23 protein-coding genes are annotated in these 23,326 nt (G+C 67.2%); 7 read left to right on the forward strand and 16 right to left on the reverse strand.

Translation table 11 applies throughout. From position 1 onward, the window contains the following. The 3 genes from CXY91_RS05250 to CXY91_RS05260 all read left to right on the forward strand — a co-directional run. Nucleotides 1–1,146 (forward strand): ABC-F family ATP-binding cassette domain-containing protein (locus CXY91_RS05250; RefSeq protein ID WP_248307363.1); only part of this gene is annotated, 1,146 nt, incomplete at its 5' end. A 213-nt stretch (nt 1,147–1,359) separates the two neighbouring features. Further along, nucleotides 1,360–2,271 (forward strand): hypothetical protein, encoded by a 912-nt coding sequence (locus CXY91_RS05255; protein ID WP_100959577.1) that lies wholly within the window; start codon nt 1,360–1,362, stop codon nt 2,269–2,271. 182 nt (nt 2,272–2,453) lie between these two features. Continuing rightward, entirely contained in the window at nt 2,454–4,133 is a 1,680-nt protein-coding gene (locus CXY91_RS05260) for a mucoidy inhibitor MuiA family protein (protein ID WP_158673269.1), read from the forward strand. Nucleotides 4,134–4,297: 164 nt separating this feature from the next. On the opposite strand, the gene CXY91_RS05265 is transcribed toward CXY91_RS05260, so the two are convergent. The 3 genes from CXY91_RS05265 to CXY91_RS05275 form a co-directional block, all read right to left on the reverse strand. Further along, a complete protein-coding gene (locus tag CXY91_RS05265) occupies nt 4,298–5,509 on the reverse strand; it encodes an amidohydrolase (protein ID WP_100959579.1) in 1,212 nt (403 codons plus the stop codon). Nucleotides 5,510–5,689: 180 nt separating this feature from the next. After that, nucleotides 5,690–6,268 (reverse strand): tyrosine phosphatase family protein, encoded by a 579-nt coding sequence (locus CXY91_RS05270; protein WP_091836208.1) that lies wholly within the window; start codon nt 6,266–6,268, stop codon nt 5,690–5,692. Nucleotides 6,269–6,355: 87 nt separating this feature from the next. Continuing rightward, nucleotides 6,356–6,922 carry a dihydrofolate reductase family protein gene (locus CXY91_RS05275; RefSeq protein ID WP_100959580.1) on the reverse strand — a complete coding sequence of 189 codons (567 nt, stop codon included), beginning with the start codon at nt 6,920–6,922 and terminating at the stop codon, nt 6,356–6,358. 304 nt (nt 6,923–7,226) lie between these two features. On the opposite strand from CXY91_RS05275, the gene CXY91_RS05280 reads away from it, so the two are divergent. Both CXY91_RS05280 and CXY91_RS05285 read left to right on the forward strand, forming a co-directional pair. Next, nucleotides 7,227–8,519: an adenylosuccinate synthase gene (locus tag CXY91_RS05280; protein WP_100959581.1), complete on the forward strand. Its 1,293-nt coding sequence runs from the start codon at nt 7,227–7,229 to the stop codon at nt 8,517–8,519. Between the two features lie 31 nt (nt 8,520–8,550). Then, nucleotides 8,551–9,774: a serine/threonine-protein kinase gene (locus tag CXY91_RS05285; protein ID WP_100959582.1), complete on the forward strand. Its 1,224-nt coding sequence runs from the start codon at nt 8,551–8,553 to the stop codon at nt 9,772–9,774. Between the two features lie 13 nt (nt 9,775–9,787). Here CXY91_RS05285 and CXY91_RS05290 read toward each other — a convergent pair whose 3' ends face one another. The 4 genes from CXY91_RS05290 to CXY91_RS05305 all read right to left on the reverse strand — a co-directional run bounded on the left by CXY91_RS05290 (nt 9,788) and on the right by CXY91_RS05305 (nt 13,616). After that, nucleotides 9,788–11,185, reverse strand: a complete 1,398-nt coding sequence (locus CXY91_RS05290) for a S41 family peptidase (protein ID WP_100959583.1) — start codon at nt 11,183–11,185, stop codon at nt 9,788–9,790. Nucleotides 11,186–11,361: 176 nt separating this feature from the next. Further along, nucleotides 11,362–11,727 (reverse strand): type II toxin-antitoxin system VapC family toxin, encoded by a 366-nt coding sequence (locus CXY91_RS05295; protein ID WP_100959584.1) that lies wholly within the window; start codon nt 11,725–11,727, stop codon nt 11,362–11,364. Further along, nucleotides 11,724–11,921: a type II toxin-antitoxin system VapB family antitoxin gene (locus CXY91_RS05300; protein ID WP_100959585.1), complete on the reverse strand. Its 198-nt coding sequence runs from the start codon at nt 11,919–11,921 to the stop codon at nt 11,724–11,726. Before CXY91_RS05300 ends, CXY91_RS05295 begins: the two co-directional genes overlap by 4 nt. A 72-nt stretch (nt 11,922–11,993) precedes the next feature. Further along, nucleotides 11,994–13,616, reverse strand: a complete 1,623-nt coding sequence (locus CXY91_RS05305; protein WP_100959586.1) for a peptide chain release factor 3 — start codon at nt 13,614–13,616, stop codon at nt 11,994–11,996. A 182-nt stretch (nt 13,617–13,798) separates the two neighbouring features. Between CXY91_RS05305 and CXY91_RS30815 the strand changes: the two genes are divergently transcribed. After that, nucleotides 13,799–15,481 carry a methyl-accepting chemotaxis protein gene (locus CXY91_RS30815; protein ID WP_248307364.1) on the forward strand — a complete coding sequence of 561 codons (1,683 nt, stop codon included), beginning with the start codon at nt 13,799–13,801 and terminating at the stop codon, nt 15,479–15,481. A 16-nt stretch (nt 15,482–15,497) separates the two neighbouring features. Here CXY91_RS30815 and CXY91_RS05315 read toward each other — a convergent pair whose 3' ends face one another. The 5 genes from CXY91_RS05315 to CXY91_RS05330 all read right to left on the reverse strand — a co-directional run bounded on the left by CXY91_RS05315 (nt 15,498) and on the right by CXY91_RS05330 (nt 18,724). Further along, nucleotides 15,498–16,265, reverse strand: coding sequence for an ABC transporter permease (locus tag CXY91_RS05315; protein WP_091836227.1), 768 nt, complete (start codon nt 16,263–16,265; stop codon nt 15,498–15,500). Then, the gene (locus CXY91_RS05320) at nt 16,262–17,188 is read right to left on the reverse strand and encodes an ABC transporter ATP-binding protein (RefSeq protein WP_100959588.1); all 927 of its coding nucleotides are present in this window, start codon (nt 17,186–17,188) and stop codon (nt 16,262–16,264) included. Before CXY91_RS05320 ends, CXY91_RS05315 begins: the two co-directional genes overlap by 4 nt. A 134-nt stretch (nt 17,189–17,322) precedes the next feature. Next, nucleotides 17,323–17,478: a hypothetical protein gene (locus tag CXY91_RS30025; protein ID WP_158673270.1), complete on the reverse strand. Its 156-nt coding sequence runs from the start codon at nt 17,476–17,478 to the stop codon at nt 17,323–17,325. A 5-nt stretch (nt 17,479–17,483) separates the two neighbouring features. Beyond that, on the reverse strand, nt 17,484–17,984 hold the full coding sequence (locus CXY91_RS05325; RefSeq protein ID WP_100959589.1) for a hypothetical protein: 501 nt from the start codon (nt 17,982–17,984) through the stop codon (nt 17,484–17,486). A 113-nt stretch (nt 17,985–18,097) separates the two neighbouring features. After that, nucleotides 18,098–18,724 (reverse strand): hypothetical protein, encoded by a 627-nt coding sequence (locus CXY91_RS05330; protein WP_100959590.1) that lies wholly within the window; start codon nt 18,722–18,724, stop codon nt 18,098–18,100. Nucleotides 18,725–18,872: 148 nt separating this feature from the next. Here CXY91_RS05330 and CXY91_RS05335 point away from each other — a divergent pair, with 148 nt between their 5' ends. Further along, nucleotides 18,873–20,168, forward strand: coding sequence for a DUF3422 family protein (locus CXY91_RS05335; RefSeq protein WP_100959591.1), 1,296 nt, complete (start codon nt 18,873–18,875; stop codon nt 20,166–20,168). Nucleotides 20,169–20,277: 109 nt separating this feature from the next. Here CXY91_RS05335 and CXY91_RS05340 read toward each other — a convergent pair whose 3' ends face one another. The 4 genes from CXY91_RS05340 to CXY91_RS05355 form a co-directional block, all read right to left on the reverse strand. Then, on the reverse strand, nt 20,278–20,835 hold the full coding sequence (locus CXY91_RS05340) for a L,D-transpeptidase (protein WP_100959592.1): 558 nt from the start codon (nt 20,833–20,835) through the stop codon (nt 20,278–20,280). Nucleotides 20,836–20,900: 65 nt separating this feature from the next. Then, nucleotides 20,901–22,136 carry an FtsX-like permease family protein gene (locus CXY91_RS05345; RefSeq protein ID WP_199777359.1) on the reverse strand — a complete coding sequence of 412 codons (1,236 nt, stop codon included), beginning with the start codon at nt 22,134–22,136 and terminating at the stop codon, nt 20,901–20,903. After that, on the reverse strand, nt 22,133–22,843 hold the full coding sequence (locus CXY91_RS05350; RefSeq protein ID WP_158673271.1) for an ABC transporter ATP-binding protein: 711 nt from the start codon (nt 22,841–22,843) through the stop codon (nt 22,133–22,135). Before CXY91_RS05350 ends, CXY91_RS05345 begins: the two co-directional genes overlap by 4 nt. Continuing rightward, complete coding sequence (locus CXY91_RS05355) at nt 22,836–23,306, reverse strand: hypothetical protein (protein ID WP_199777360.1); 471 nt, start codon at nt 23,304–23,306, stop codon at nt 22,836–22,838. Before CXY91_RS05355 ends, CXY91_RS05350 begins: the two co-directional genes overlap by 8 nt. Nucleotides 23,307–23,326 lie beyond the last annotated feature (20 nt).

Below are 23,326 nucleotides of genomic sequence, written 5' to 3' on the forward strand. Positions count from 1 at the left end.
GGCGCCCTGTCCGGCGGCTGGAAGATGCGCGTTGCGCTCGCCCGCATCCTGCTGATGCGGCCCGACGTGATGCTGCTCGACGAGCCGAGCAACCATCTCGACATCGAGAGCCTGATCTGGCTGGAGAGCTTCCTCAAGGGCTATGACGGCGCCCTGCTGATGACCTCGCACGACCGCGAGTTCATGAACCGCATCGTCGGCAAGATCGTCGAGATCGATGGCGGCACGCTGACCAGCTATTCCGGCGATTACGAATTCTACCAGCAGCAGCGTGCGCTCGCCGAGAAGCAGCAGCAGGCGCAGTTCGAGCGCCAGCAGGCGATGCTGGCCAAGGAGGTCGCCTTCATCGAGCGCTTCAAGGCCCGCGCCTCGCATGCGGCACAGGTCCAGAGCCGGGTCAAGAAGCTCGACAAGATCGAGCGCGTCGAGCCGCCCAAGCGCCGCCAGACCGTGCAGTTCGAATTCCAGCCAGCGCCGCGTTCCGGCGAGGATGTCGCGACCCTGAAGAACGTGCATGTCCGCTATGGCAGCAAGACGATCTATGAGGGGCTCGACTTCCAGGTCCGGCGCAAGGAGCGCTGGTGCGTGATGGGGGTAAACGGCGCCGGCAAGTCGACGCTGCTGAAGCTGGTCGCCGGCGCCACGCAGCCGAACGAAGGCACGGTCGTCGTCGGGGGCACCGTCAAGATGGGCTATTTCGCCCAGCACGCCATGGAGTTGCTCGACGGCGACGAAACCATTTTCGAATCGCTCGAAGGCTCGTTCCCGCAGGCCGGGCAAGGCTCGCTGCGCGCGCTCGCCGGCTGCTTCGGCTTCTCGGGCGACGATGTCGAGAAGCGCTGCCGCTTCCTCTCCGGCGGCGAGAAGGCCCGCCTCGTCATGGCCAAGATGCTTTACGATCCGCCGAATTTCCTGGTGCTCGACGAGCCGACCAACCATTTGGACATCGCCACCAAGGAGATGCTGATCTCGGCGCTCGCGCAATATGAGGGCACCATGCTGTTCGTCAGCCACGACCGCCATTTCCTGGCAGCTCTCTCCAACCGGGTGCTCGAGCTGACCCCGGACGGCGTCCACAATTATGGCGGCGGCTACACCGAATACGTCGCCAGTACCGGCCAGGAGGCGCCGGGCCTGCGGGGGTGAGCGCTGCGGATGCAGGCGCCGTGTTTCCCTAACGAAAGTTGTCCTGATTTACACAAAGCCACTGCCGAAAGGTGCGCCGGAGGCTAAATCCTGTTGGCGTTATCTCGCTGACTGGGTCTATGCTCCAGTCTTCCGGCGACGCGTTCTTTGGTTTGCGCGAGGACAGGCGGCCCCAGCAGCCGGCCTCGACTTGCCTGCGAATGGGGATGGCAGATGGCAGGCGATCTCGATTTACTGATCGGAACCTGGACCGTCCGGGTCAAGGGCTGGGTCTGGGAATATGATTTCCGGCGCGACGGCGGCGTAACCTGGCGCGACCTCGGCAGCATGGAGAGCGGCGTCGGCAATTGGGCCGCCAGCTCCAAGCTGGTCAACATCTGGTGGAAGGGCTCGACCACCCGCGAGAGTTGGCAAAGGCCGCTGACCAGCGGCAACGACCATACCTGGTACGAATCGTCCTATTACCGCGGCAAGTACCGCATCGAGAAGACCGGCTTCACCCCGCCTTCGCCGACCCCGCCATCGGGACCAACCGATGCGACGCTCATCGACGCGGCCTGGGACGCGAGCCGCTCCTCCCTGCGCTTCGCGCTGAACCGGATGCGGCTGCTGCAGCGGCAGATCAAGTATTTCGAGGATTCAGGTGGCAGCGAGGACGCTTTCAACGAGTTACGCCGGAATTATCGGCGCGACATCGCGGTGATCTCGCGCAAGCTGCTGGTGCCGCTGAATGCAATGGACCCGGCCTTCCGCAGCGCGCTGGCCAGTGCCATCAACCTGGTCGAGCAAAACCTCGCCTTGCCGAAAGCGCTCAATGCGGCGCGCGCCGGCGGCAAATGCGTCGATCCCAGGCCGGCCTTCGCCTGGACGACACCGCGCCGCAAGCCACCGGACACCGACCTCTGCACCTCCTGGTTCACCGCGAACGCCGATCTCCAGCGCGACGTCGTCACCCACGAATATTTCCACACCGTCGGCCTTGGCGACATCAGCGTGAACAACACCACGGATGCGCTCGGCAACGCCAACACCATGGCGCAGGTCGTCGCTTTCCTGCATGACCGCGCCCGGCAGAAGAACTCCGACGGCAACGAGCAGATGATTCCGGCGCTGCCGACGCCTTGAGGGCAGCAGGCTGCTCCTGACGTTGCGAAAACCGCACTGGCACAAGCAAGGGCCAATCATCGTCGTCGGGCGGTGATGGCGCCCTTGCGGCGCTGTCCCGCGTTCCGGCCCAATTCCGCCCTCGCCGCGCCGAAATCCACCGGACAAATCGCGGCTGCTTGATTTGTCGGGGGACTAGAATGATGAAGACCGGACTGGCCGCAGCCCTGATTTTCGCGCCGGGCCTCGCAGGCGCCGCCGAGATCGAACTTGCCTCGAGGATCGACAGTGTCACCGTCTACCCCGACGGGGCGGTCGTGACCCGTCTCGGCAAGGCCTCGCTGCTTGAGGGTGTCTCGCAGATCGTGCTGCGCGGCCTGCCTGCCAGCGTCGATCCGGCGTCGATCCGGGTCGAGGCGCAGGGCGACGGCTCCTTCGCGATCGGCGCGGTCGATGTCCGCCAGGTTCCGGGTGAGGCCCGCCCAGCCCTCGATCAGGCGCTGGAAGGCAAGATCCGAGTATTGCAAGGCGAGAAGGCCAAGCTCGCCGGCGAGATCAGCGCGATCGAGGCCAAGCGCGCCACCATCGAGAATTTCGGCAAGGTCGGCCCGGACAAGCTGGGCGAAGGCGGCAAGGTTCTGCCAGTCAGCGATTGGCCGGCCGTGTTCGACGCGATCGGCACGGCGCTGGTCAAGGTCCAGGGCGAACTGCTCACCCTGCGCAACCGCATCTCGGATCTCGACGCCGAGATCGCCGCGCTGGAGAAGGCGAGGCCCCTCGCACCGCGCGCCGGCCAGCCCAGGCGCGATGTCGCCATCGCCGTCGAGGCCAAGGCGCCCGTCGCGGCCGACATCGCCGTCAGCTACCGCGTCGCCGGCGCGAGCTGGCTGCCGGTCTATGAGGCCCGGCTGACGACCGGCAGCGCCAATGCGGCCGAGATCGCCTTCACCCGCCGCGCCGAATTGCGCCAGCGCACCGGCGAGGACTGGAACGAGGTCGCAGTCGAGCTCTCGACCACACGCTCCGCGCAAGGAACGCGCGCGCCGGAGCTCACCCCCCTGCGCATCGCCTTCTACGAGCCGCCAGTAGTCTATGAAGAACGGGCGCGCCTGCAGAGGCAGGATTCCGAGCGCACCGCCAGGTCGCCTGCCCTGGCGATCGCACCGGCGCCCGTCACACCCGACCAGGCGCTCGGCGCCGCCGAGCCCAAAAAGGCCGAGGTCCAGACCGCCAGCGTCAGCGCCGGCGCCTATCAGGCCAGCTTCAAGGTGCCGGGCCGGATCACCGTCCCGCAGGACGGCTCCAGCAAGGCGGTGGTCCTGACGCAGGGCAAGGTCAAGCCGGAGCTATCCGCTCGCGCCACGCCGGAGCTGGAGGAGAAGGCTTATCTGGAGGCCAGCTTCAATCACGAGGATGAGGCGCCGCTGCTCGCCGGCGAGGTCTATCTCCATCGCGACGGCGCCTATATCGGCAAGGGCCGGCTCGGACAGGTCGCGCCGGGCGACAAGGTCGAGCTCGGCTTCGGCGCCGACGATCGCCTCAAGGTGACGCGCGTGCCGGTGCGCCGGCGCGAGAACGATTCCGGCTGGCTCGGCTCGACCCGGACCGACCAGCGCGAGTTCAAGACGGTGGTGAAGAGCCTGCACGCCCAGCCGGTCAAGCTGACCGTGACCGAGCGCGTGCCCTTCTCCGAGAACAGCGCGATCACCGTCGAGCTTTTATCGCAGAGCACGCCGCCGACCGAGAAGCAGGTCGGCGACAAGCGTGGCGTCACGGCCTGGAGCTTCGAGCTCGCTCCCGGCGCGCAGAAGGAGATCCGCCTCGCCTACCGGATCAAGTATCCCGGCGACCGCGAGGTGATCTTCGACCAGACGCGGCGGTGAAGTCCTTCCCATCTCCCCTTGCAGGTGAGCGGCCCGAAGGGCTGGATGAGGGGTCATACTGCCCTATCCGTCATGCTCGCCCTTGTGGCGAGCATCCACGTCTTGAACACGGCCTCGCCTGAAGGAAGACGTGGATGGTCGGGACAAGCCCGACCATGACGCTGTCACTCCGCCGCGATCGCCTGCCAGCCCTGGCCGAGTTCCTGGTCGACCAGGCCGACCCAGTAGCGCACGCCGGCCGGGATGATCTCGTCGTTGAAGTCGTAGAGCGGGGTGTGCAGGCCGGCGAAGGAGCCGTCGGCTGCGACGCCGTTGCCGATGCGCATGAAAGCGCCGGGGCAGACCAGCATCATCTCGGCGAAATCCTCGCCGCCGGTCCCGCGCAGCATCTGGCCGTTGACATGCGCGGCCCCGACAGCTCCCGAAGCCGCCGCGATCGCGACCTGGACCTGCTCGGCCGCGTTCACCAGCGGGCTCGTGCCGCGATGGTAATGCGCCTCCGCCTCGCAGCCCCAGGCTTGCGCCGTCGCCGCGGCAAGCTCGGCGATGCGGCGCTCGACCAGATCGCGCACATCCTTCGAATAGGTTCGCGCCGTGCCGCCGATGACGAGTTCGGACGGGATGACGTTCGAGGCGTTCTCGTCGCCGCCATGGATGAAGCCGACGCTGATCACGGCGGTGTCGAGCGGCGCGACATTGCGGCCGATGATGCCCTGCAGCCCCAGCACGAAATGCGCCTGCGCATAGGTGATGTCGGTCGAGCGATGTGGCTGCGAGCCGCCATGGCCACCGACGCCGCGGAAGGTCACCCGCCAGGAATCGGCCGACGCCAGGAAGGGGCCGACCGCCGTCCCGAAATGCGACGCGGGCAGGCCGGGCGTATTGTGCAGGCCGTAGATCGCATCGCAGGGGAAGCGCTCGAACAGCCCGTCGGCCAGCATCGCGTTGGCGCCGCCGCGGCCTTCCTCGGCCGGCTGGAAGATCAGGTTGACCGTGCCGCCAAAATCCCGGTTCTCAGCGAGATAGCGCGCCGCGGCGAGCAGCATGGTGGTGTGGCCGTCATGGCCGCAGGCATGCATCCGGCCGGGGACTGTCGAGGCATGCGGCAGCCCGGTCAGCTCCTCCAGCGCCAGGCAGTCGATATCGGCGCGCAGGCCGATGGCGCGCTGTCCCGGCCCATTGCCACGGATGACCCCGACGACGCCGGTCTTGCCGACGCCCTCGGTGACCTCGACGCCCCATTCGCGCAGCCTGTCGGCGACGAGCCTTGCGGTGCGATATTCTTCCAGGCCGAGCTCGGGATGCGCGTGGATGTCGCGGCGGATCGCCGTGAACTCGGCATGATGTTCGCCGAGCCAGTCGTCGAGCTTCGTCATGATCGTCGTCCCCAGCCTGCGGCGTGCTTTTGCAGGCATGGCTCATGCCACAGCCCGTCCCCATCCTGTTCTTCTCATACGTCCGATCGCCGCCAACTCATTCTGCGAACACGGCAAAACCGCCATGCTCCCAGAGACTGACGAGGGGTGTTCCGGCGGCGAGGGGACCTGGAAGAGTATTCAGCCCGCCATCGCGACTTCGGCGCCGCGGCCGAGATCGGCCATCCACTGGCGATAGCGCGGCTGCGCCTCGAGCTGATGGGCATAGTGCCGGCGAAGCGCCGCGGTGAGCTTCCCACCGCGCTTCAGCTGCGCATCGGCGAAGCCGATCATCACCGAATTCGGCCAGGCCTGCGGGCGGATCGTGCGCAGGCGGGCGAACAGGGCGTCTTCGCCTTCCTCGGGTTCCACCTGCGCCATCAGCGACAGCATCGCCGCGGTCGAGCGCGAGATGCCCATATGGCAATGCACCAGCAGGTGCCCCTCCTGCCGCTTGATCGCCGACTCGCGCAGTTTCGCGCCGAAGTCGAGAATCTCGGCGACATGGGCCTCGGTCGGATGCACGCGGCCGTCCTGCGGCGTGATGATGTCGTGGAAACGCAGGGTCGTGCGCTCATGCGCCTCATAGGCCACGAAAGATTGCAGTTCCGGCAGGTCGGGATCGAGCAGCGACAGCACATGGCTGACCTTGCGCGTGCTCTGCGCCGGCAATTCCTCGATCCCGCAGATGGTGAGCGTCGAAATGGCGATGGGCAGCATCGGCGTTTGTCCCTGATTTCGAAGGCGCCGGGTTAATCCGCCCCGGCCACCTCCGCAACCGCGATCACAGCAGGGCTGCCCTGCCCGTCAGGGCCTGGCCTCGTAGCGCAGCCACTGGATGCCCTCGCCCAGGGTTGTCGCCGCGGCAAGCGCGAGGTTGCTGCGTACGCCCTCGGCGAAGAGCCGCCCGCCGGCACCGAGCACGACCGGATAGACCATCAGGTTGTAGGCATCGACCAGCCCGGCGCGCTGCAGACCATGGACGAGCTTCAGGCTGCCATAGACCAGGATGTCGCCGCCGGGCGCTTGCTTCAGAGCTGCGATGGCGGCAAGCGCATCGCCTGCCAGGATCGAGGTGCCCTGCCATTCGGCGTTCGTCAGCGTCGTCGAGGCGACATGCTTCGGCAAGGCATTGATCTGGTCCGCGAAGGGGCTGTCGGTCACATGCGGCCAGACCGCGGCAAAGGCGTCGTAGGTCCGGCGGCCGAGCAGCAGGGAACCCGCGGCGTCGAGCTCCTGCTGCTTCAGCCGCTCGCCTTCCGGCCCGCGCGAGAACGACCCGGTCCAGTCGCCGAGGCCGGAATTCTCCATGCCGACCGGATCCTCGATGACACCGTCGAGCGAGATGTACTGGGTGACGACGAGCTTGCGCATGCTGCTTCTCCTGCGGTTTTCGAAGCAGTGCTACACCGCCCCTTCTGCCAATGCGTCGAACCGGAAGCAGCGGAATCGACAGCATGCGCAAAAATTCTTTCCCCGGCTTTGCCGCCGTCAGCCTTGACCTCGCCATTCTCTTGGACGAAGAGGGCTTGCAAGGACCTCACCCGAAACCCCGGCCTTGCGCCGGGGTTTTTATTCGTGCGGACGCTTGCGCCAGCGCGCTTTCCGTTCGGCCGGTCCGGCCGAACGACCGGAATTCGCGCTGACTCGATAGGTCAGCAAAGAGGGAATCTCCTCCATGGCGAACGTGGTCGTGGTCGGCGCCCAGTGGGGCGACGAGGGCAAGGGCAAGATCGTCGACTGGCTGTCGAGCCAGGCCGATGTGGTAGTGCGCTTCCAGGGCGGCCATAATGCCGGCCATACCCTCGTCATCGACGGCACCGTCTACAAGCTCTCGCTGCTGCCTTCGGGCATCGTGCGCCCCGGCAAGCTCTCGGTGATCGGCAATGGCGTCGTCGTCGATCCCTGGCACCTGGTCGAGGAGATCGCCCGGCTGCGCACGCAGGGCGTCGCGATCAGCCCCGAGAACCTGCGCATCGCCGACAACGCCACGCTGATCCTGCCGCTGCACCGCGAGCTCGACCATTTCCGCGAGACCTCGAACTCGGCGCTGAAGATCGGCACCACCAAGCGCGGCATCGGCCCGGCCTATGAGGACAAGGCCGGCCGCCGCGCCATCCGCGTCATCGACCTCAAGGACGAGACTGTCCTGAAGGCCAAGATCGAGCGCCTGCTCGCCCATCACAACGCGCTGCGCCGCGGCCTCGGCATCGACGAAGTCGACGGTGTCGAGCTGCTGAAGCAGCTGACCGAGATCGCGCCGCAGGTGCTGCCTTACGCCGACACGGTCTGGGCTCTGCTCGACGCCGAGCGCCGCGCTGGCAAGCGCATCCTGTTCGAGGGCGCACAGGGCGCCCTGCTCGACGTCGATCACGGCACCTATCCCTTCGTGACCTCCTCCAACATCGTCGCCGGCCAGGCCGCGACCGGCTCTGGCCTCGGCCCTTCCGCCGTCGGCTATGTGCTGGGCATCGCCAAGGCCTACACCACCCGCGTTGGCGAAGGCCCGTTCCCGACCGAGCTCTTCGACGAGATCGGCGAATTGATCGGCCAGAAGGGCAAGGAATTCGGCGTTGTCACCGGCAGGAAGCGCCGCTGCGGCTGGTTCGACGCCTGCCTGGTGCGCCAGACGGTCAAGACTTCCGGCATCGACGGCATCGCTCTGACCAAGCTCGACATCCTCGACGGCTTCAAGGAGATCAAGGTCTGCACCGGCTACAGGCTCGACGGCGAGATCCTCGAGCACCTGCCGGCCGGCCAGCGCGACCAGGCGAGGGTCGAGCCGATCTACGAGGTAATCGAGGGCTGGGAGGGCTCGACCGCCGGCGCTCGCTCCTGGGCAGAATTGCCGGCGCAGGCGATCAAATATGTACGCCGTATTGAGGAGCTGATCGGCGCCTCCGTCTCGGTGCTGTCGACCAGCCCCGAGCGCGACGATACGATCCTGGTCCAGAACCCGTTCGAGGGTTGACGGGCCAAACCAACCCGGACATGTGAGGCCAATGGCCGATTTCCACCCCATTCTGGCGCGTGCGATCGCCGGACTGACCGACAAGTCTCCGGAAGCACGCCGCGCGGTCTATGATCGCGCGCGCACGGCGCTGCTCGCGCAATTGCGCAGCCTCGACCCGCCGCTTTCCGAAGCCGACATCACCCGCGAGCGACTCTCGCTCGATGAGGCCGTGTCACGCATCGAAGCCGAGATCGCCCTCGCCGAGGCGATCGAGCCGAGCCTGCCACCGCTCCTGCCGGACGAGCCGCCGGCGGCTGCCGCGACACCGCCTGCGCGACCGGAACCGAAGCCGCGCCCCGCGGTATCGCAGGATCCGCCGCGCTTCGACGAGCAGGCGGCAGCTCGTGACGAAGCCCAGCCGATCCGCCCACGCGTCGCGCCGCCGCGCAAGCGCAGCGTCAACCCTGGCCATGTCCGCACGGCCATCGTCGGTGGCGGTGTTGCGCTCGCCGTCGCGGTGATCGCCGGCGCAGCCTATTACGTCAACAAGGTCGCCCCGCAGGACCAGCAGGTCCGCCCGCGCGTCGAAACCCAGGCTCCCCCGGCGCAGCAGGATCAGGCCGGCAAGATCAGCGAGCGCGCCGGCGGCGAGACCGTCCCGACGCCGAGCCAGCCTTCCGGCCAGCGCCCGAACCAGCAGGCCGGCGCCCAGCCCGGCAGCGACATCGCCGTCGCCCAGCGCGCCATCCTCTATATCGAGGTCCCAGAGACCCCGCAGCAACCGCGCACCGTGCAGGGCCGCGTGCTCTGGCGGCTCGACAGCGACACGGCCGGTCCCGGCCGACCGGTCGAGACGATCGTGCGCGCCACCATCGAAATCGCCGATGCCGGGCTCTCCCTCGACTTCACCATCCGGCGCAACACCGATAGTGCCTTCCCCGCCTCGCACATCATCGGCATGCGCTTCACCACCTCTGGCGAAGCGGCGAACGACGCGATCCGCGAAGTCGGCGTGCCGCAGTTCAAGCTTGAGGAGGGCGAGCGCGGCGCGCCGCTCTCCGCGATCTCCTCGGCGCTGGGCGAGAATCTGTTCGTGGCGGCCCTCTCGAACGTTCCGGTCGAGTCCGAGCGCAATCTCGACCTGCTGCGCAACCGCAACTGGATCGACCTGCCGGTCCGCTTCAACTCCGGCCGGCGCGCCATCATCACCTTCGAGAAGGGCGGCGCCGGCAACCAGACGATCGGCGATGCGCTGAACCGCTGGCAGGGCTGAGGCGAACAGGACCTCAGCGCGCCTGCCGCGTTGCAAGCTGCCGCATGACCTCGGCCATCACGGGATCCTTGCCGGCGGCATAGTCGGCAAAGCGCGGCGCAATGGTCACGGTCGGCTGGAGATCGCCTGCCGGCACGCCGTAGATGTAGTTCAGCAGGAAGCAGGTCGTGATCTGCGACAGGCTGCAGCCGTGTTCCCAATCATGGAATGCGGTGGTGTAGCGCAGCGCCAGCTTCGCGTTCGGCAGCACGGTGCCTCCACCTTCGCCCCAGAATTGCGAGCGGTCGCCCATCGCCTCTCCCACGATGATGGCGCGCTGTCCGGCGAAATGTCTCAGCCGCGCCGCCGTGCTGATCGCCGCGGAGAATGTGTGTGCGCTGGTCAGGATGAAGAGCCTGCCGGACGCAGGCAGAAGCTCCGGCAGCCGGCGCGTGAAATCGGCCGTCAGTGTGTAGTTGCCGCCGGGATTGAACCGCAGATCGACGATGGCATTGCGAATGGGCTTCTTCGCCGCTTCGTCGAGCATTTCGGAGAGATAGGCGGATAAGCCGACCGGTCCCTGATCGCTCACACGGTTGATCTGGACATAGAGCAGGTCATCGGCCGGAAAATCGTGCCAGTAATTCGCGTCGAGACGCGTGAGATAGGTCGGCAAGACGACACCGTCGAGCACATGTCGCCATCCGCTCGACCGGCCGGGCGGGCTCAGATTGTCGCTCGGCCACACGAAGCGATCGTGAGGCGGGCGAGTGGCCGCCTTGGCGACGAGCTCGACCGAACCAACGGCCCCATCCGCAAAACGCATTTCGAAGCTGCTGCCCTCAGCCGTCGCGGCAAGACCGGCCGCATGGAGCAGCTCCGGCGAGATCAGGAGGTTCGGTACGAACTCCCGGGCGAGATTTGCCGGCCCTCCGACATAGGGACGCAGCGCCTCGACCAGTGCAGCGAGCGGGCGTCCGTCGACGCCGAGCACTTGCGCGCCGAGAAGACGCTGCCTGTCCTCGTCGGTCGCGATCACGAACAGCCCGTCGGCGAACCAGTCGAGGCGGATCGGCACGGCGTTGAAACCGCGATCGCCCGCCAGCCCGAGCACATTGGTATGGCCGTTATCGGCAAGGGCCACGGCCTTGGCCGCAGCCATCGCCAGGCCTGCCCGGTCGAGCTCGCCGGCGCGCGGCTCGATTGCGGCGATCGCCTGCCCGAACGCCGCACGGCTCTGCGCCGTGAAGCTGCGCTCGACCTCCGGCAGGCGGCGCAGATGGGCGAGGTCCTGGAGGTTCCTGTCGCGTGGCGTGGCAGCGGCGGGGACATCCGCTTTCGGGTAAGGCTTCAGCGTCGGATAGAGGATGAGGCCGAGCGGGACCGTGGCGAGGGCAAGGAACGCTGCTGCGACCGCAAGCAGCCGGACCACGCGTCGGCGCCACGATCGGATGGGTTTCTGATCGTCTCGTCGCATAGGCCCGACCAATCTCGCGGAAGTCCGCCTCACCTCTACAGGAGAATGGCGCTTGCCCCGTCGCAATGAGTATACAGGCGGCAGCGTCAAAGGCTGTCCTCTACCGTCCTGCAAGGCAGGGACGGAAGACCTCACTCTTGATCGGCTGCCACACCCAGTTGCTCGGCGGCTGCGCGTAACCGGCGATCTCTGGTCCAGAGCAACGCATCGGCAAGACGCGCGGAAGCAAGGAGATGGACATCGACATGGCCAATGCCGAGTCCGTAGAGTCGCTCATCCTCGATCACGGCCATGACCTCTTCATGGAGAGCGACTGGAGCCTGCGGTAAGGCTTTCAGGATCGCGATCACATTGTCTCGCCGGGCCAAGGAGCCGAGCGCAATCTCCGCGACAACGAATGAATGAACGAGCACTTGGCCCTCGGCGAGGAACTCGATCAGTGGCGGTTCGCCATGTCGAAGATGATCGATCCAGACCGAGATATCGAGCAGGATCATACCGTCGGCGGGCGCCTGCGCGGTGCCGAGGTGGCTTTCGGATCGGAGCCGCCCAGTTTGATCGCCCGCCGTGCCGCCTCGCGCTGGATCAAGGCGGCAAGCGCTTCCTTCAGCAGAACCGAACGCTCGGTTATGCCGGTGTAGGCCTGGGCCTTCTCGACGAGCTCGGGATCCAGGGTCACGGTGGTGCGCATGGCCTTCTCCGTCGGCGCATCAAATCTAGCATCAGATGATGCGCAAAGCCATGCGTGGCAACAGAGCTCGGCTCAGCCCCCCGACACCTTCTGGTAGTCCTTCACATCGGAGAAGACGATCTCGGGCGCGCGCTCGGCGTCGTATTTCAGGGTGAACTGCGACGAGGCCATGAAGACCGGGTCGCCGTCGAGATCATCCGCCATCGAGGACGGCTTGGCCGCCGTGAACTTCTGCAGCGCGACCTTGTCCTCGCTGGAAATCCAGCGCGCAATCGAAAACTGGCAGGGTTCGAAATCCACGGGGAGCGAATACTCCGCCTCCATGCGCTCCTTGAGCACGTCGAGCTGCAGCGCGCCGACGACGCCGACGATGGCGGGCGCACCGTCATGCGGCAGGAAGAGCTGGACCACGCCCTCCTCCGCCATCTGCTGCAGCGCTTCGCGCAGCTTCTTCGCTTTCATCGCGTCCTTGAGCTTGACCCGGCGCAGGATTTCCGGGGCGAAGCTCGGCACGCCGCGGAAGACGATGTCCTCGCCCTCGGTCAACGTATCGCCGATGCGCAGCGTGCCATGGTTCGGCAGACCGACGATGTCGCCGGCGAAGGCCTCCTCGGCGATCGAGCGGTCGCGTGCGAAGAAGAATTGCGGCGCGTTCAGCGGCAGCGGCTTGCCGGTGCGCACCAGCTTCGCCTTCATGCCGCGCGAGAGCTTGCCCGAGCAGACCCGCATGAAGGCGATGCGGTCGCGATGGTTCGGGTCCATGTTCGCCTGGATCTTGAACACGAAGCCGGTCATCTTCGGCTCGCCCGCCTCGATCAGCCGCTTGTCGGCCGATTGCGCCCGCGGGCTCGGCGCCAGGCGCCCCAGCGCGTCGATCAGGTCGCGCACGCCATAGTCGCGCAGCGCCGCGCCGAAATAGACCGGGGTCAGATGGCCCTCGCGGAACGCCTCGAGGTCGAAGGGCTTGCAGCCCTCGCGCGCCAGGAAGACCTCCTCGCGGAAGGTGTCGGCAGCGCCATGGGGTAGCAGCTCGTCGAAGAGCTTGTCGTCCTCCCCGTCGACCTTCTGGCCGGCATCACTCTCGTCGCCCTTCTGGTTGCGGCGCAGCGTGTTGGAGGCGAGGTCGAGCGTGCCGACGAACTCGCGCCCGCGCCCCACCGGCCAGGTCATCGGCGCCACGTCGAGCGCCAGCGTCGTCTCGATCTCGTTGAGCAGGTCGAAGGGATCGCGCGTCTCGCGGTCGACCTTGTTGATGAAGGTGACGATCGGGATATCGCGCAGGCGGCAGACCTCGAACAGCTTCTTGGTGCGCGCCTCGATGCCCTTGGCGGCGTCGATCACCATCACGGCACTGTCGACAGCAGTGAGGGTCCGATAGGTGTCTTCCGAGAAGTCCTCGTGGCCGGGCGTATCGAGCAGGTTGAAGACGTGCCCGTCATATTCGAAGGTCATCACCGAGGTGACGACCGAGATGCCGCGCTGGCGCTCGATCTTCATCCAGTCCGAGGACGTCTGGCGCCGGCCGGCCTTGGCCCGCACTTCGCCGGCGAGCTGGATGGCGCCGCCGAAATAGAGCAGCTTCTCGGTCAGCGTGGTCTTGCCCGCGTCCGGGTGCGAGATGATGGCGAAGGTCCGCCGGCGCGCATGGGGCGCCGCGGCAGCCGCCGCGTTGTCGATGGTCGAAAGATCGGTCATGGCGTGGTCAAGACAGGATGCCGCCCCTCCTGTCAATCGGGCGACGCATCATCCCGGCACCTCGCTCCGCCGGCACATCGCCTAGGCTCCCAACGCAAATTTAACCAAACCATGCCCTTATGGGCGATGGGTTCCCCGCTGCGCACCGAGAGAAAGCCGCGGCCTGCCGTTTCGCGAAACAGATGGCCACCCTGCGCACCATCTCGAGCCAGATCCTTGCCGCGATAGCACTTCTCGTCATCGCCGCCGCCCTCGCCATCGGCCTCGGCGTCCATAGCCTCAGCCGCTATGCCACGATGACCAACGAGATGCAGTCGGTCACGCATCGCTCTGCCATCGCCGAGCGGATCAATGGGCTGGTGAACGCCGTCGTCATGGAATCGCGCGGCATTTACATGAGCGAGGGCGCCATAGGAGCAGAGCGTTTCGCCCCACCGCTCCTGCAAGGCCTCACCGAGATCGAACTGCTGATGGCCGAATGGAAGCCGCTGATCGAGGCGCAGGAACGGGCTGACTTCGAACTCCTCGAAGCACGTGTCCGGGAATTCATCCAGTTCCGTCGTGAGATCGTTCGGCTCGGGCGCCAGGGCGCCACGATGGCGGCGCGTGCAGCCGGAAACGACGACGCCAATCGCGACAATCGCAAAGCGCTCAATGAGACGTTGAAGCGCATCGCCGGCAGCTATGACAGCCGCAGCGCCGCGCTCGATGCCAGGCTCGAAGCGATGCAGCGCGACAGCGTCAACCTGCAGATCGGCGTCGGCGTTCTTTCGATCGTCGTCGGCCTCGGCCTCGCGCTCCTCGTCGTGCATCGCCGTGTTTCGCATCCGCTGCGCAGGCTTGCGACGACGATGCATAGCTTGGCGGCAGCCGAACTCGTCCCGAATGTCCCGCTCGTGCACCGCCAGGACGAGATCGGCGCCATGGCTCGCTCGGTCGAGGTCTTCCGCGAAAATGCTCAGGCTCGAGAAGCTCTCGAGGTTGCAGCCGCTCGAGAGGACGCCGGGCGCACGGCGCGGCAGCAGCGGATCGCCGAGGTCGTTGCCGCCTTCGATGCGCGCCTCGCCGACGCGCTGGAGACGGTCGAGACCGGCGCCCACACGCTGGAGGGCGCGGCAAGAGCGGTGAGCGAGATCGCCAGCGCCCGCACCATGCAGATCGACGGGGCGCAGAACGCCTCGCAGGATGCCTCCGACAGGGTCCAGCATGTCGCCGTCGCGGCCGAGGAACTGTCCAACTCGATCGCCGAGATCGCCGACCGTGTGACGCGTGCGAGCACCATGGTCAGCAGTGCTGCGCGGGACGCCCAGGGAGTGAGCCGGCGCGTCGATGGTCTCGCGCAGGCCTCCGAACGCATCGTCAGCGTCATCGACCTGATCCGCGACATCGCCGAGCAGACCAATCTCCTCGCGCTCAACGCGACGATCGAGGCTGCCCGCGCCGGCGAGACCGGGCGCGGCTTTGCCGTCGTCGCCGCCGAGGTCAAGACCCTGGCGAGCCGGACAGCCGAGGCGACGAACGGTATCGCCAGCCAGATCGAGGCCTTCCGGGGCGAGGCCCGGGATGCCGTCGCAGCGATCGGCGCCATCGCCGCGACGATCACGGACGTCTCGCAGCACACCGGCGCCATCGCCGCCGCGACCGAGCAGCAGAAGAGCACGACCTCGGAAATCGCCCGCAACGCCCAGGCGACCGCGGACGGGGCCGCGACCGCGGCGCTGGCGCTGGGAAGCCTTGCCGCAGCCTCCGGCGAGGCGACGAGTGCCGCCTCGGATACGCTGCGCACCGCCGAGAACCTGGCGCGCGAGGCGGAGGCGCTGCGCGGCGCCGTCGCGACCTTCTTCAGCCAGATCAAGGCAGCCTGACGCGGCTGCCGGATCGTCAGTTCTTGAGCCGGTAGCCGGTCTTGAAGATCCAGGCGATCACGGCGATGCAGGCGGCGAGGAAGACCAGCGTCATGGCGAGGCTGACCGCGATCCCGACATCGGCCGTGCCGTTGAAGCTCCAGCGGAAGCCGCTGATCAGATAGACGACCGGATTGACCAGCGTCACCGCCCGCCAGAACGGCGGCAGCATGTCGATCGAGTAGAACGAGCCGCCTAGGAAGGTCAGCGGCGTGATGACGAGCAGCGGAATCGCCTGCAGCTTCTCGAAGCCATCCGCCCAGACGCCGATGATGAAGCCGAACAGGCTGAAAGTCGTAGCCGTCAGGATCAGGAAGAGCAGCATCCAGACGGGATGGGCGATCTTCAGCGGCACGAACAGGAAGGCGGTGGCGAGGATGAGCAGACCGAGCACGACCGACTTCGTCGCCGCCGCCGCCACATAGGCGAAGACGGCCTCCCACCAGGCGATCGGCGCGGAGAGCAGTTCGAAGATCGTGCCGACGAATTTCGGGAAATAGATCGCGAAGGAGGCGTTGGCGATGCTCTGCGTCAGCAGCGAGAGCATGATCAGGCCGGGCACGATGAAGGCGCCATAGGGCACGCCGTCGATCGCCTGCATATGCGAGCCGATCGCCGCGCCGAAGACGACGAAATAGAGCGAGGTCGAGATCACCGGCGAGAGCACGCTCTGCAGCGGCGTGCGCCAGGTGCGGGCCATCTCGAAGCGGTAGATCGCCTTGATCGCGTGGAAATTGACGCTCATGCGTTCGCCCTCAGAAGGCCGACGAAGATGTCCTCGAGCGACGACTGGCTGGTGCGCAGGTCGCTGAAACGGATGCCGGCCTCGGCCAGGTCCTTCATCAAGGCGGTGATGCCGGTACGCTCGGCCTTGGTGTCGTAGGTGTAGACGAGCTCAGCTCCCTCGGCCTGCAGCGCGAGCCCGTAGCGGGAGAGCGCTTCCGGCACCGCCGCGAGCGGCGCCTGGAGGTGCAAGGTGAGTTGCTTCTGGCCGAGCTTGCGCATCAGCTCGGCCTTGTCCTCGACCAGGATGATCTCGCCCTTGCTGATCACGCCCACACGGTCGGCCATCTCCTCGGCCTCCTCGATGTAATGCGTGGTCAGGATGATGGTGACGCCGTCGTCGCGCAGGCGCCGCACCAGCTTCCACATGTCCTGTCTGAGCTCGACATCGACGCCCGCGGTCGGCTCGTCGAGGAAGAGGATCTGCGGCTCGTGCGCCAGCGCCTTGGCGATGAGCACGCGCCGCTTCATGCCGCCCGACAGCGTCATGATCTTGCTGTCGCGCTTGTCCCAGAGCGAGAGGTCGCGCAGCACCTGCTCGACGATGGCCGGGTTCTTCGGCTTGCCGAACAGGCCGCGGCTGAACGAGACCGTGGCCCAGACCGTCTCGAAGGCGTCGGTGGTCAGCTCCTGCGGCACGAGGCCGATCCGGCTGCGCGCAGCACGATAGTCGCGGATGATGTCGTGGCCGTCGGCGAGGACCGTCCCGGTGCTAGGCCGGACGATGCCGCAGATGATGCTGATCAGCGTCGTCTTGCCCGCGCCGTTCGGCCCAAGCAGGGCGAAAATCTCCCCGCGCCTGATGTCGAGATCGACGGTCTTCAGCGCCTGGAAGCCCGAAGAATAGGTCTTCGACAGGCCGGATATCTGGATGATCGGTTGCATGGGCGAACGCTATACTCGCAGCACGGCAGAGGGGGATAGCGGGATGCTGCCGTTTCGCCCTGCCGGCACGACATCCCGCGAAACAAGAATGGCCGGGCGAGCCCGGCCATAGCAAGTCCTTCTACCAGATCCTGTCAGCGCATGAAGAACCAGAGCAGGATGATGATCGGGATCGGAACGCCCACCAGCCACAGAATGATCGAACGCATCGACGCTACCCCCTTGATTGCCATCTGATCAGGATGACGGGACAACGTCGCGGACAGGCCGGCGGTTCCACCGCCCGCCATCGATCTCATTTGTAGGCGATGCTGTCGATGATCGCCGACATCGCCGCGTCATGCGTCTTGTGGCCCTCGAGCGAGGCCCAATAGGTCATCATGATGATCTTGCCGCTCGCCACGTTCGGATTGATCGCGATGTAGCGGATCAGCGACTCGCCATCCTTGCTCTTGGCCTTGAGCTCGGTGAACGACCACGCCTTGCCCTTCACCTCCTGCTTCACCGTGTCGGAGGCGCCGGTAATCGTCACGCCTTCCTTCTCGAAATAGACGTTGTGCTCTTTCTGCAGCGTGTCGAGCTCGGCGGGCGCCACCAGCTCGAACCAGAGATAGATCTCCTCGTCCGGCGTCCTGATCTCGACGCCGCGCTTGATCTTCGCCGTGGTCCAGGCGTCCGGCACGGTGACGACCGCGATCGGATCGGCATCGGTGATCTGCAGCGCCCCGGCAAAGGCCGGCGAGCTGCTGAAACCAGCGAGCGCCAAGGCCAGCGCACAGACGATCTTCCGCAACATGAGTGTCCTCCCCTGGGGATCGGCCGGGTCCCGCGCCCGTGCGCGCGCCGTGATCCGCCGGGCGCGAGGGTGTGCCACAGCCCGCGGCGATGACAAGGCTGGGTAGCCGCGATTCAGGCCAGTTCGGCGGCGCTCGGATGCCAGAGAAGTTGATAGCCGTTCACAAGCGCGGCCAGAGATGTCGGCGGGGTGACGACGGCGACCGGACCGGACGGACGCGGCCGGCGCGCGACATAACCTGAGGGCGACCAGAGCAGGGTCTTGTCCCCGCGCACGGCCAGGAACTCGCCCTCGGGCATGGCGATCATCGCGCCATCCGGCAGGCTTTCCGCCGCCAGCCGGTGCAGGCGCTTCCCGCGGCCCGTCCGGCGCTCGCGATCGAGCCGCTCATCGATCGCAGGGAAGAGCGGCACTTCGGGAAGCCCGAGTCCTGCGACCAGCGCCGCCCGGTAGGCATGCGCATCGCTGCGTCGGCATTCGACGCAGGGACGGTGCCCTGCGGCAAGCGCCGTCACCTCGTCGCAGAAGAACAGCTCGGTGTAGTAGCGGCCCCAGACATCACGCTGCCGGCCCTTGAAGGAAAGCACGCAGCAGATCCATTGCTTCGTCGCGAACAGCCGCGTCGGCAATGCCTTCGTCGCCGGATCATGGAACTTGCCGCCGCGATTGCCGAACAGCAGGCCTCGCGCCGAATCGGCGAAGAGCGAGCCATCGGGGCGAACGCGATTGGGCAGTGGCATGGGGCGAGCCTTATGAAGCGGTGACGCCCGATCATGTCACCAGCCCACTGGCCTTGCGACACCGTGCCGGACTCGCAGCTCATCATGCTTTCCGGCAAGCTCCCTGAGCGGAAGAAGCCGAAGGGCGCACGCAAAGGGGCAGGACAGCATGGACGGGATCACCGAAAACGGCACGCCGCCGCTGGCCGCCCATCCGTCGCGGGGCGCCATCCTCGGCGAGATCCACGCCCGCCCCTTCGCCCCGCTTTCGACCCCGCAGCGGCTCCTGCACTTCGCCTTCATGACCGACCAGGCGCAGGCCGCCGCAGATCGCGAGGCCCTCGCCCGCTTCTGCGCCGAGCGTGGCGTGGCCGGCCCGGCGGAGGGGGCCAAGCATCACCGCACCAGGCTCGGCGAAACCAGCCTGCGCTGGGAGCAGCACAGCGAGTTCACCACCTATACTTGGGAACTGTCCTCCCCCGGTTCGGCGCCCTTCCTGCCGGCGACCACCATCCTGCCGCACGGCATGCATGCCTTGCCCCAGCCGGGGCCGCACCTGGCGTCGATCGACCTGCATCTGCTGCCGGAACGGGCGGCGTCCGAGCTTGACGCGGTGTTCGATGCGGCCAGCCTCGCCGCGTCGCTGGTCGATGGCGAGGCGGCGATCGCCGCGACCGATTTCCGCGCCGGCGCCGACGGCTTCGTGCGCATCCTCGTGCTCGACCGGGCCTTGACCCCGGCCAAGGCCGGCGCACTGGCGCAGCGGCTGCTCGAGGTCGAGACCTATCGCGTGCTTGCCCTGCTCGGCCTGCCGGAGGCCCACCGCCTCGCCCCCTCAGTGCGCCGCACCGAAGAGGTGCTGGTGCGCATTGCCGGCACGATGACGCTGACCGATGGGCTCGCCGCCGACAACGCCCTGCTCGACGAGATGACTGCGATCGCCGCGACGATGGAATCGGAAGCCGCGTCCTCGAATTACCGTTTCGGCGCCAGCCGCGCCTATGACAGCATCGTCGGCCAGCGCCTGGAAGCGATCGACGAGGCGCCTTATGGCGGCTGGCCGACCCTTGCTGCCTTCCTGTCGCGGCGCATGGCCCCGGCGATGCGTACATGCCAGATGCTGCAGCAGCGCCAGCTCGACCTGTCGCGCCGGCTCGCCCGCGCCGCCAACCTGCTGCGCACGCGCGTCGACGTCGCGCTCGAACAGCAGAACCGCGACCTGCTTTCGGCGATGAACGACCGCACCCGGCTGCAATTGCGGCTGCAGCAAACTGTCGAGGGGCTCTCGGTCGCGGCGATCGGCTACTACGTCGTCAGCCTGTTCGGCTATCTCGCCAAGGGCGCCAAGGATGCCGGCTACCTGCCGATCGATGTCGGCATCGCGACCGCGCTGTTCGTGCCTGTCGCGATCCTCGGCGTCTGGCTGATGGTCCGCCGCATCCGGCACGGCCACCGCGACGGCTAGAGCATGTTCCGCAAAAGTGGACACCACTTTTGCGATGAGAACATGCTCAACTTTTTGGTCTGGCGCGAATTCTTTTCGTTCGACCTATCCTGGTCGAACGGAAAGCGCGCTAGCGCTGCACGATGACCTTGGTGCCCGGCCTGACGCGGTCATAGAGATCCGTCACGTCGCGATTGGTCATCCTGATACAGCCGGACGAGACCGCGGCGCCGATCGTGTCGGGCTCGTTCGAGCCATGGATGCGGTAGAGGCTCGAGCCCAGATAGATCGCCCGCGCGCCGAGCGGGTTCTCCATCCCGCCTTCCATGTAGCGCGGCAGGTCGGGCCGGCGCTTCAGCATCGCGGCGGGCGGGCGCCAATCCGGCCATTCGCGCTTGCGCGTGACGGTCTTGGTGCCCGACCAGCTGAAGCCCTGCCGGCCGACGCCGACGCCATAGCGGATCGCCTGCCCTTGCCCGAGCACGTAGTAGAGCCGCCTCTGGCTGGTCGAGACCACGACCGTGCCGGGCGCCTGCTTGCCGCTCCAGGGCACGACCTGGCGCGGCACCGGCTGTTCGCTGAAGATGTTGAGGAAGTCCGCAACCCCGCGGCTGAACGCGTTCGAATAGGCGAAGGCCGGTGCGCAGAAAGCGAGACTGGTGACGATAATAAAAATGGCGCGCAGCATGATGATCCCTGCAACGCCCCCCGCCGGGATTTAACCGGAAGAGGCAAAGCAGGGTCAACCCCGGATCACCCCCGCAGGCCGGCGGTGATCGAGCCGCGATAGGACAGCGCCGCCGGAATGAGCGCCGCCAGCGAGCCGAGCAGCAGGATCAGCCCGACCTGGACGAGCTCCGCGGACCCCAGCGCGAAGGAGAGCCGCAGGCCCGTCTGCGCCTCGAACAGGCCGGAGACCGCAAGCGTAGCGGCGGCGCCAAGACCCAAGCCGACAAGGCAACCGGCCGCGACCAGCCCGGCCATGCCGAGCCAGACCACCAGCAGCACGTAGGCCGGCGGCGCTCCGAGCGCGCGCAGCACGGCATAGCGCCGCCGCCTCAATCCCGTCACCGCGACGAGCAGCAGGAAGATCGCCGCCAGGATCAGCACGGCGTTGAGCACGGAGGCGACGCTGAGCACCTGCCCGACATCGCCGAGCGTGCGATAGAGCCCGACCAGCACCTCGGCCGGAAAGAAGGCCATGGTGCCGCCCTGGCGATAGCGCGCCCTGAGCGCATAGGCATCTGCGACCGCCCTCGGCTTCACCACCAGCGCCGGCACGCCGGGAATGCGCTGGCCATCGAAGGGCGGGCCCAGCGCCGCACCCTCTCCGGCATGGCCGTTGCCGAGCCCATGCACCTCCCAGACGCTCTCGACCGGCACCAGGATCGCCCGGTCGAAGGGTGAGCCCAGTCGCGGCAGGCGGCCGACCGCGACATAGGCATGGCCCTCATGGCGATAGCTCGCCTCGTCCGCGTCGGCGACTCCGCGCCTCGGCCAATGCCCGGCGATGGCATGCGAGGGCTCGATCTGGTCGCCGAGCCCGTAGGTGACGTCGGCGCCGAGCACGGCCTCGCCCTCGCGCGCGAACAGCCGGCCTTCGCTCGGCTGCACGCGCCCCCAGCGGCCAGCGAAGGCGAGCGTGGTGCCGATCACCGGATGGCCGCGGGCAATGTCGCCGAAAGCGAGCGGCGCCACGGCAGCGACACGCGGGTCGCGAACGAGTTCGTTGAGCAGGCGCCCATCGACCAATGGCAGCGCCTCCGGCTGGAGATAGATCGCCGACATCACGAGCTGCGTCTGGCTGCCGGGTGCGCCGATCAACAGGTCGAAATCATCAGCGGCGCGGGCCGAGGCCTGGCGCAGCGCCCGCTCCTGCGCACCGATGGCGACGCCGATCGCCACCGCCAGCGCGACCAGCGCCACGATCGCTGCCGCCGTCCAGCGCAGCGCCCGCAGATCGGCGATGACCATCGGCAGCGGGTTCACGCAGCCGCCTTCAGCTGGAGCGGCCCGTCGCCGATGGTAGCGACCTGCTGCATCCGCGCCAGCAGCACAGGATCATGCGAGGCGCAGAGCAGCGTCGCGCCGCTTTCCCTGGCAACCTCGACGAGCAGAGTGCCGACCTCGGCCGCGTGGGCTGGGTCGAGGCTCGCCGTCGGCTCGTCGGCCAGGATCAGGGCCGGCGCGTTGAACAGGGCCCGCGCGATCGCGACGCGCTGCTGCTCGCCGCGCGAGAGCACGGCTGCACGCCGGCGCAGATCAGTCAGCCCCATGCGCCCGGCGAGTGTGGTGGCACGCGCGACCTGCTCGCTCGTCTGCCGCCAGCCCGAGAAACTCGCGGGCAGAGTGATGTTGGCGAGCACGTCGAGCTCGGGCACGAGATGGAAATCCTGGAAGACGAAGCCGACCGTGTCGCGCCGCCAGCGATCGCGCGCCGCCCCTGGCAACGCGGAGACCACGACATCACCCCAGCTGATGCTGCCGGCATCGGGCAGGAAGAACCCGGCAGCGAGATGCAGCAGCGAGGTCTTGCCGGAGCCGGACGGGCCGCGCAGGCCGATCAGCGCACCGGGCGGCACCACGAAATCAGAAACGTCGAGCACCCGGAAGGGCCGCCCGTCGCCGTCGCGATGATCGACATGGATGTTGGAGAACTGCAGCGACCGGGCCCCGCCGGCGGATCGCTCAGACACTGTGGAAGCCGGCATCGACGAGCCTGATCTGGCTGACGAAGCCGGTCTCGGCATCGGTCGAGGAGCCGATCTCGAGCCGGCCGCTGACCGCGACCTTCTGGCCGGCGCTGACCATCGGCGTCGCGGCACGCATGAACACGACGACGATGTCGACCGGCCAGTCGGCGTCCGACTGGCAGAACGGGCAGATGGCGAGTGGCTCGCGCGTCAGCACGAAGAAATGGCTCTCCGGCTTCAGCGGCGGCGCCATGTAGCCGATCATCCTGACCGGCTTGCCGCGCAGAAAGGTCGCCCGATCGGAGAACTGGAAGCCGAGCACGCCGAAGGACTTGTAGAGCCCGTCGAAGGTCAGCGTCTCCTCCTCGGCGGAGAGCGCAGGCAGCGAAACGGGCAACGCCGCAAGCCCCGTGAGGAGCCCGCGGCGGGAGAGCGCCCTGAGCAGGTGCGGCCGATGCGGGATCATGCGTCCTGCTCCAGCTCTAG

This window comes from Allobosea sp. FBZP-16, assembly GCF_002831785.1.
Lineage (GTDB): Bacteria > Pseudomonadota > Alphaproteobacteria > Rhizobiales > Beijerinckiaceae > Allobosea > Allobosea lupini.

Excerpts from the sequence above, each read along its gene's own strand:
- CXY91_RS05355 (WP_199777360.1), bottom strand. The coding sequence starts at position 23,306 with ATGATCCCGCATCGGCCGCACCTGCTCAGGGCGCTCTCCCGCCGCGGG.
- CXY91_RS05265 (WP_100959579.1), bottom strand. The coding sequence starts at position 5,509 with ATGACGAAGCTCGACGACTGGCTCGGCGAACATCATGCCGAGTTCACG.
- CXY91_RS05295 (WP_100959584.1), bottom strand. The coding sequence starts at position 11,727 with ATGATCCTGCTCGATATCTCGGTCTGGATCGATCATCTTCGACATGGC.
- CXY91_RS05300 (WP_100959585.1), bottom strand. The coding sequence starts at position 11,921 with ATGCGCACCACCGTGACCCTGGATCCCGAGCTCGTCGAGAAGGCCCAG.
- CXY91_RS05315 (WP_091836227.1), bottom strand. The coding sequence starts at position 16,265 with ATGAGCGTCAATTTCCACGCGATCAAGGCGATCTACCGCTTCGAGATG.
- CXY91_RS05305 (WP_100959586.1), bottom strand. The coding sequence starts at position 13,616 with ATGACCGATCTTTCGACCATCGACAACGCGGCGGCTGCCGCGGCGCCC.
- CXY91_RS05280 (WP_100959581.1), top strand. The coding sequence starts at position 7,227 with ATGGCGAACGTGGTCGTGGTCGGCGCCCAGTGGGGCGACGAGGGCAAG.
- CXY91_RS30815 (WP_248307364.1), top strand. The coding sequence starts at position 13,799 with ATGGCCACCCTGCGCACCATCTCGAGCCAGATCCTTGCCGCGATAGCA.
- CXY91_RS05325 (WP_100959589.1), bottom strand. The coding sequence starts at position 17,984 with ATGTTGCGGAAGATCGTCTGTGCGCTGGCCTTGGCGCTCGCTGGTTTC.
- CXY91_RS05340 (WP_100959592.1), bottom strand. The coding sequence starts at position 20,835 with ATGCTGCGCGCCATTTTTATTATCGTCACCAGTCTCGCTTTCTGCGCA.
- CXY91_RS05255 (WP_100959577.1), top strand. The coding sequence starts at position 1,360 with ATGGCAGGCGATCTCGATTTACTGATCGGAACCTGGACCGTCCGGGTC.
- CXY91_RS05320 (WP_100959588.1), bottom strand. The coding sequence starts at position 17,188 with ATGCAACCGATCATCCAGATATCCGGCCTGTCGAAGACCTATTCTTCG.
- CXY91_RS05260 (WP_158673269.1), top strand. The coding sequence starts at position 2,454 with ATGAAGACCGGACTGGCCGCAGCCCTGATTTTCGCGCCGGGCCTCGCA.
- CXY91_RS05330 (WP_100959590.1), bottom strand. The coding sequence starts at position 18,724 with ATGCCACTGCCCAATCGCGTTCGCCCCGATGGCTCGCTCTTCGCCGAT.
- CXY91_RS05275 (WP_100959580.1), bottom strand. The coding sequence starts at position 6,922 with ATGCGCAAGCTCGTCGTCACCCAGTACATCTCGCTCGACGGTGTCATC.
- CXY91_RS05335 (WP_100959591.1), top strand. The coding sequence starts at position 18,873 with ATGGACGGGATCACCGAAAACGGCACGCCGCCGCTGGCCGCCCATCCG.
- CXY91_RS05285 (WP_100959582.1), top strand. The coding sequence starts at position 8,551 with ATGGCCGATTTCCACCCCATTCTGGCGCGTGCGATCGCCGGACTGACC.
- CXY91_RS30025 (WP_158673270.1), bottom strand. The coding sequence starts at position 17,478 with ATGGCGGGCGGTGGAACCGCCGGCCTGTCCGCGACGTTGTCCCGTCAT.
- CXY91_RS05270 (WP_091836208.1), bottom strand. The coding sequence starts at position 6,268 with ATGCTGCCCATCGCCATTTCGACGCTCACCATCTGCGGGATCGAGGAA.